The 6,045-nt window shown below is 71.2% G+C and carries 4 protein-coding genes; all 4 read right to left on the reverse strand.

Features of this window, described 5'->3' with window-relative positions; all coding sequences use genetic code 11:
• Positions 1 to 2,586 (reverse strand): type I polyketide synthase (locus G6020_RS14585; protein ID WP_182611101.1); only part of this gene is annotated, 2,586 nt, incomplete at its 3' end.
• Positions 2,587 to 2,596: 10 nt separating this feature from the next.
• A complete protein-coding gene (locus G6020_RS17585) occupies positions 2,597 to 3,838 on the reverse strand; it encodes a nucleotide disphospho-sugar-binding domain-containing protein (protein WP_182611102.1) in 1,242 nt (413 codons plus the stop codon).
• Between the two features lie 15 nt (positions 3,839 to 3,853).
• Positions 3,854 to 4,618 carry an alpha/beta fold hydrolase gene (locus G6020_RS14595; protein WP_182611103.1) on the reverse strand — a complete coding sequence of 255 codons (765 nt, stop codon included), beginning with the start codon at positions 4,616 to 4,618 and terminating at the stop codon, positions 3,854 to 3,856.
• On the reverse strand, positions 4,615 to 6,045 hold a 1,431-nt coding region (locus G6020_RS14600), incomplete at its 5' end, for a thioesterase domain-containing protein (protein ID WP_182611104.1). The genes G6020_RS14595 and G6020_RS14600, both read right to left, overlap by 4 nt.

Consider the following 6,045-nt stretch of genomic DNA (forward strand, 5'->3'; position numbering starts at 1 on the left):
CGTCGGGCGGGGGTCTCCTGGTACCGGCGCCACCTCGTCGGGGGCCCACAACCGCGAGCCCCGTAGCGTCCGCTCGGGCACGGGGATGGCGCCCGCACGCGGGCGCCCGAGTACGGAGGTCCAGGAGACCCGCTGTCCGGTGACGTACAGCTCCGTCACGGCGCGGAGCGCCTCCTCGGCCTCGTCCGCCTCCGGCCGGCCGATCAGTGGTACCGCCCGTAGACCGGTGGTCTCGGTGATCGCCGAGATGAGCGACGCCCGGGGTCCCAGCTCGAGGAAGCGGACGGCGCCCTCCGAGGCCGCGGCCTGTACGCCGTCGGCGAAACGGACGGTGCCCCGCAGATGGCGGACCCAGTATCCGCTGTCGAACTCGCTGCGGAGCGAGCCGTCCACGTTGCTGATGACCGGCGTACGGGCCCGTCTGTGTCGGACACCATCGGCGATCTCGGCGAAGGGCTCCAGGGCGGGCTCCATGAGTGGCGAATGGAAGGCGTGGCTGACCCGCAGCCGCGAACGACGCCACTGCCCGGGGAGGGCGGCCTCGACCAGCTCCACCTCCGACACGGGTCCCGCGACGACGGTGCTCGTCGGGCTGTTGACCCCGGCCACATCGACCGACCCGGTCCCCAGTTCGGCCAGCAGAGTCCGGGCCTCGGACTCCGTACAACCGATGGCGAGCATCGCGCCCCCCGCGGGCAGCCGGTCCATCACCTCTCCCCGGGCGACGGCGAGCCGCGCCAGATCGTCGACGTCGAGGACCCCGGCGACGTGGGCCGCGGAGAGCTCGCCGATCGAATGACCGACGAGGACGTCCGGTATCACCCCCCACGATTCCACCAGTGCGTGGGCGGCGACCTCGAACGCGACGAGAGCCGGTTGCGTGAACCGGGTGCGGGCCAGGAGATCCTCGTCGTCTCCGTCGATGACACCGGCCAGGTCATGACCCGCGTGGTCGCTCATCGCACCGAGCAGTTCCCCGAAGGTCTCCCCGAACACCCCGTACCGCCGGGAGAGCGAGGTGCCCATGTGGAGCCGTTGCGCCCCCTGGCCGGAGAACACCCCGGCGAGACCTCCGACGACCACCCGGCCGGATGTCACACCCTCACCGGGACGCTTGTCGGCCACCGCCTCGAGACCCCTGGTCAGTCCATCGCGGTCCACTGCCGTCACCACTGCCCGGTAGCGTCCCCACCGGCTGGACCGGGCGGCCAGATGGCGTCCGATCTCGGTCAGGTCCGCATCGCTCGTGACCGCGGGATCGAGTAGGGCGAGGACCTGACCCGCCTCGTCCGCGAGTGCTCGCTCACCCGTTCCGGAGAGGAGCCAGACGTGCCGCGCAGAGTCCTGGTCCTGCGCCGCCGGCCGCGGCGGGGACCCGGCCACCGCCGGGGCGGATTCGACCACGAGGTGACAGTTCGTGCCACCCATGCCGAACGAGGACACCCCGGCCAGAGCGGTGACCGGCAGTTCCTGCGGATCCGCCAACACCTCCAGCGCCCTGGCCTCGAGGGCGAGGTCCGGGTTGGGGTTGATGAAATTGGTCTGCGGGGGGACCGTGCGGTGGAACAGCGCCAGCACCACCCGTAGCAGCCCGGTCACGCCGGCCGCCGATTCGAGGTGCCCGACCGTCGCCTTGGCCGACCCGATCGGCAGTGGCAGCCCGCGTCGGCCGAAGACCCGGCCGAGTGCGGCGGCCTCCACCGGGTCACCGACCCGGGTCCCCGTTCCGTGCAGCTCGAGATAGTCGAGGTCATCGGGTCCGATACCCGCGTCCGCGAGGGCGTCCCGGATGCACTGCTCCTGCCCGTCGGCGTGGGGCACACCCACTGCCGCCCCGGGACCGTCGTTCGACACGCCACCGCCGCGGATCACGGCATAGATCCGGTCGCCGGCGGCGACCGCGGTGTCCAGCGGTCGGAGGACGAAGAACACTCCGCCCTCGCCGCGGACGTATCCGTCGGCTCGTTCGTCGAACGGCAGGCTCCGAGAGGTCTTGGAGAGAGCGCCGAACGAGGCGGCCGCCCGGGAACTGGCCTCATCGAGGATGAGATTGACACCGCCGGCCACCGCCACCGAGCATTCCCCGGCCTCCAGCGCGCGGACGGCGGAGTACACCGCGACCAGGGATGACGACTGGCCACTGTCCACGACCATGCTCGGCCCGTTGAGACCGAGCCGTCGGGAGACCCCGTTGGCGACCATGCTGCGCTGGGTGCCGGTCAGGAAGAAGGGGTCGTCGACCCGGTGGGACACCATCTTCTCCCACGAACCGACCATGCAGCTCGCCCAGACGCCGACGTCGGCGCCTCTCGGCTCCCCCACGTCTATCGCCGCGTCGTCCAGGGCACGCCCGACGAGTTCCAGCGCCATGCGCTGGTGCGGGTCCATCAACCCGGCCTCGCGCGGCGAGATCCCGAAGGCCGCCGGCTCGAACAACTCGATCTCGTCGAGGTATGCGGCCTCACTGGTCAGCCCCCGGCCCTGCGGCGGGGTCCGGATGGTGGACTCCCCGCTGAGCTGCAGCCGGAAGAACTCCTCGGGTGTGGATGCCCGGGGCAACCGACACGCGATTCCGGTGATCGCCACATCCGTCATCTCAGATACCCATTCTCTCGTTGAGGATGTCCACGGCCCGCGCCGGCGGGTCCATGGACCGCACTTCCTCGGCCACCGCGAGGGCGGCGGTCCGGAATCCGGGATCGGAGATGAGTTGCCCGACCTCTGCGGTCAGTCGATCGGCCGTGAAGTCGCGCGAGGGGAGGTAGATGCCCGAACCCGCGCGGGCGACCGCGTCGCCGCGCAGCGACTGGTCTGCGTGGACGACTGTCGTGATGTGCTGGGGGATCCCCGCCATGAGCGCGTTGGCCCAGGTGCCGTAGCCGGAGTGGTGGACGACCGTCGCGCAGGTCGGCAGCAGGAACTGGAGCGGCACGTAGCCCGCGTGTACGACGTTGCCGGGCAACGTCAGCGAGTCGACCCGCGAGTCCGGTACCGCCACGACGAGCTCGATGTCGAGCTCACCGAGCGCGTCGAGGGCACTGGGCAGGTCGAACGGCTCCATGCCCAGCGCGTCGGCCCACGAGATCCCGGTGGTGATGCACACCCGGGGGCGACCGGGCGGGGTGTCGAGCCACCGCGGCTGGACCGCCGCGCCCTGGTACGGCACCGCTCGCATGTGGACCCGATCGAGGCCGGTGGTCAGCTGCATGCTCGGGGGGACCATGTCGATGGTGAACTCGCCGTTGATCAGGGACTCGTCGAACTCCGCCCCGTACCGGTCCAGGTGGTCGGTCATCCAGTCCGCCAGCGGGTCCTCGTCCTCACCCTCCTCGGCGGCGAGTTCCAGGAAGACCTCCCGCATCGCGCCGTAGATGTCGATCATCCAGGACAGACGCACCTGCCGGGCGCCGCACGCGGCGGCGGCGATCGGGCCGGCGTAGGTGAGCGGCTCCCAGATCACGAGATCGGGACGGAAGCCCCGCGCGAACTCGACCAACCCGTCGACCAGCCCGTCGTTGAAGCCCGCGAACGCGGTAGAGGTGCTGACCTGATATCGCAGCAGCAGCTCGTCCCACTCCTGCTCGTCGGCGAAGGGACGGGTCCAGTCCGTCAGCGGGTTCTCGATGTCCCCCTGCGCTGCGGCACCGGCGAACGTCTTCCTGATCTCCGAGTCCACCCCCACCTCGACGGCCGGCAACCCCGCCGTGGTCACCGCGGAGACGAGTGAGGGGGTGACGGCGACGCGGATCTCGTGACCGGCCGCGAGGAGCGCCCATCCGAGGGGGACCATCGTCCGGAGGTGGCTGGGTTCACTGATCGTGGTGAGTAGTACTCGCACGGGTTCTCCCTACTTTCAGTGTGTGGCGGACGGCGAGGGATGGGCGACCCGGTGGATCTCCCGGGCGATCTCCGGCCACTGGTCGGCCAGGTAGAAGTGGCCACCGTCGAACACCCGCAGCTCGAACTCCGCGGTGGTCTCGCTGCCCCACTCGGCGGCGTCGAACTCCGAGATCCAGTCGTCGGACGACCCGTGGAGCGCGACGATCGGGCAGTTCAACGGCTCTCCGGGCACGTAGTCGTACTTCTCCGCCGCGGCGTAGTCCGCCCGCATGGTCGGGAGGATCAACTGGACGAACTCGGGGTCGTCCAGGAGCCGGGAGTCCGTCCCGCTCAGTCGCCGCATCTCGGCGAGCATCGCCGCGTCGTCCTCGGTGTGGAGGCCGAGGGACTTGTGCGCCCGCGGACCGGGTCGGCCCGAGGGGAGGAAGGCCGTGAGCTCACGGCCCCGATCGGCGATCATCCTGGCCGCCTCGAACCCCACGCTCGCTCCGAGGCTGTGACCGAAATAGACGGTCGGGCGGTCCGGTAGGTCGAGCAGCTCGGGCAGCGCACCCTCGGCCAGCGCGGGCACCGAGTCGAGGCAGGGTTCCAGGCGTCGGTCCTGGCGCCCCGGGTACTGGACGGCGTACAGCTCGACCGACTCGTCGAGGCACCGGGCCAGCGGATGGAAGTAGCTGGTGGACCCGCCGGCGTGGGGAAAGCACACCACCGTCGTCGAGGCATCGTCTCGGGGTGCGAGGCACCGCAACCAGCGGCTCTGGGCGTTCGGATCAGTCATGGTCGTCTCTCCTCCGCATTCTCGGCCAGCCACAGCTCGATCGCCGCGACCGTGCTGTCACATTCGGACTCCATCACCGTGAAGTGGTTTCCCGGCACCCCGACCAGGTCGTGGGGCAGGCTCCACTCCGCTTTCCAGCTGTCATCCCCGGTCCCCGCCGCTCGCGCGGAGAGCGGCTCGCTCGCCTGCAGGAACAGGGTTCGCACGTCGGTCCGGTGCGGCCGCCAGGGGCCCATGAGCCGCGTGTACCACCCCATCGCGGTCAGCGGCGCGTCGTCGGCGACCTCGTAGGTCTCCGACCGCGCCGCCATCCCGTCCATCAGGTCGACGCCGAACCGGCTGAGGAAGTCGCTGTCCGGCAGGTAGACGTCCACCAGCACGACGGCGTCGACCGGGTAACCGGTCGACACGAGGCGCTCCGCGGCGGCCTGGGCGAACCACCCGCCCGCCGAGGTCCCCATGAGGACGACTGACCGCCCGCCGGCGTACTCCCGGACCGCGTCGGCCTGTGCGGCGACGACGGCCTCGATGGTGGCGGGGAGGGCGTCACCGGAGGCGAATCCCGGCAGCGCCACCGCCGCCACCTCCCTGCCCTTCTGCCAGACGGAGGCGAGCTTGGCGTACTGCGCCGCACCGGCGGTGGCGATGCAGGAGTGGAAGGCGAAGATCACCGGCCCGTCGGTGGCCGCGTTCAACGAGACGACACGCGCCGCGTTCGCGGCGGCCTCGTGCTCATCGAACCGCGGACGCAGTTCGGCGGCCAGCCGGAGCAACTCGAAACCGACCTCCCACCGACCACTCGACACGGCCCGCTGGTGGAGCTCGCTGATGGTCATGGACGCCCCGCCGGTCCGGCCCGACGGGGTCGAGTCGTCCGGGGACACCTCGTTCCCCGGTGCGTCGTCCAGCCGGGCGGCCAGGGTGTCGACGAGGCCGGCGAGGGTGTCGTGGTCGAACACCAGGCTGGCCGGGAGGACGGTTCCGGTCGCCTTGGCCAGGCGGTTGCGCGTCTCGATCGCCATCAGCGAGTCGAATCCCGCGTCCCCCAACCGGTAGTCGCTCTCGACCGGCCCGCCACTGACCCCCAGCACCGCCGCCACCGTCTCGCCGACGAGGGCCGTGAGCGCCTGCCGCCGTCGGTCCGGATCCATCGACCGATAGTCGCCGTGGCCCCGGGCACCCGAGGTCGCAGGCTCCACCGGGCCGGCCAGCATGTCGAGGATCGGCGGGAGGACGCCGTCCCGACGTGAGCGGCGCAGTCCCGACCGGTTCCACCCGAGCCCGAGCAGTACGGGGAGTCCCGTGCGGGGGGCGGCGTCCAACACCCCGAAGGCCTCCGCGTTGGTCAGCGCACGGAGCCCGCTGCGTTCCTGCGCCTCCAGCTGGGCCGCGGTCAGCTCGTCCGCGGCTCCGGCGGCCTCCGACCA

This window comes from Dietzia sp. B19 (assembly GCF_014145155.1).
GTDB lineage: Bacteria > Actinomycetota > Actinomycetes > Mycobacteriales > Mycobacteriaceae > Dietzia > Dietzia natronolimnaea.